At 65.5% G+C, this 1,228-nt stretch carries 1 protein-coding gene and 1 pseudogene; both read right to left on the bottom strand.

The window, feature by feature from the left end; translation table 11 throughout:
• Positions 1-1,044: tRNA (N(6)-L-threonylcarbamoyladenosine(37)-C(2))-methylthiotransferase MtaB (mtaB, locus tag JCM21793_RS23065; protein WP_025031872.1), on the bottom strand; the 1,044-nt coding region annotated here is incomplete at its 3' end.
• Positions 1,045-1,228 (bottom strand): annotated as a pseudogene (locus tag JCM21793_RS27990) (diaminopimelate epimerase); the annotation flags it as partial. It lies immediately after the preceding gene.

Below are 1,228 nucleotides of genomic sequence, written 5' to 3'. Positions count from 1 at the left end.
CAGCGCGCGGTCGAGCTGCGGCATGCGTGCTGCCGGCGTGCCCTCGCGCGGGCTGAAGGGGAAGACGTGGAGATGCGTGAGCCCGCATTCCTCGACGATCTTCAGCGAATTCTCGAACATGGCATCGGTTTCGGTCGGGAAACCGGCGATAATATCGGCGCCGAGCACTGCGTCGGGGCGCAGCGCGCGCACGCGGTGGCAAAATTCAATGGCATCAGCGCGCAGATGGCGGCGCTTCATGCGCTTCAGGATCATGTCGTCGCCATGCTGCAGCGACAAATGGAGATGCGGCATCAGCCGCTCTTCCTCCGCCAGCGCGCGCATCAATTCCTCATCCGCCTCGATGGAATCGATGGAGGAAAGGCGCAGGCGCTTCAGTTCCGGCACTTCGCGCAACAGGGTCGAAACAAGCCGCCCAAGGCGCGGGCTGCCCGGCAGATCGGCTCCGAAGCTTGTCAGGTCCACGCCGGTGAGCACCACTTCGCCATAGCCATTGCCGACGAGCTGGCGCACCTGATCGACAACGGCACCCATCGGCACGGAGCGCGAATTGCCCCGGCCATAGGGGATGATGCAGAAGGTGCAACGGTGGTCGCAGCCATTCTGCACCTGCACGAAGGCGCGGGCGCGGCCCTCAATGGATTCGACCATGTGCGATGCGGTCTCGCGCACCTCCATGATGTCGTTGACGCGCACCTTCTCGAACTGGTTCACGCCGAAATCCGGCAGGGCGCGGTAATTGTGGGCCTTGAGCTTTTCCTCATTGCCGAGAACGAGATCCACCTCGTTCATGGCATCGAAGGTGCCGGGCTCAGTCTGCGCCGCGCAGCCGGTGACGATGATGCGGGCGTCCGGGTTCTCGCGACGCGCCTTGCGGATCGCCTGACGCGCCTGGCGCACCGCCTCGCCGGTGACGGCGCAGGTGTTGACGACGACCGCGCCGCCCGCCAGTTCCTCAAGCCCGGCATCCTTGGCCTCGCGCTTGATGACCTCGGACTCGTAAGCGTTGAGCCGGCACCCGAATGTCAGAACATCCACCGCCATTCAGGCTGCTCCCTCGGTCTCGCGCTCCCAGGCCCCGGTGGCGGGGTCGAAGCGGCCGGAGAACTCCCATTCGGCGGGGCCGGTCATGATCACGTGATCGTCTTCCCGCCAGAGAATGTCGAGCGGTCCGCCCGGAACGGTAACCGTCACATGACGGCCCGTGCGCCCGGTTCGCGCAGCGGAA

The sequence above is a fragment of the Nitratireductor aquibiodomus NL21 = JCM 21793 genome, assembly GCF_000615975.1.
In the GTDB taxonomy this organism is placed as follows: Bacteria; Pseudomonadota; Alphaproteobacteria; order Rhizobiales; family Rhizobiaceae; genus Nitratireductor; species Nitratireductor aquibiodomus.
This window is presented reverse-complemented; position numbering and strand designations above follow the sequence as displayed.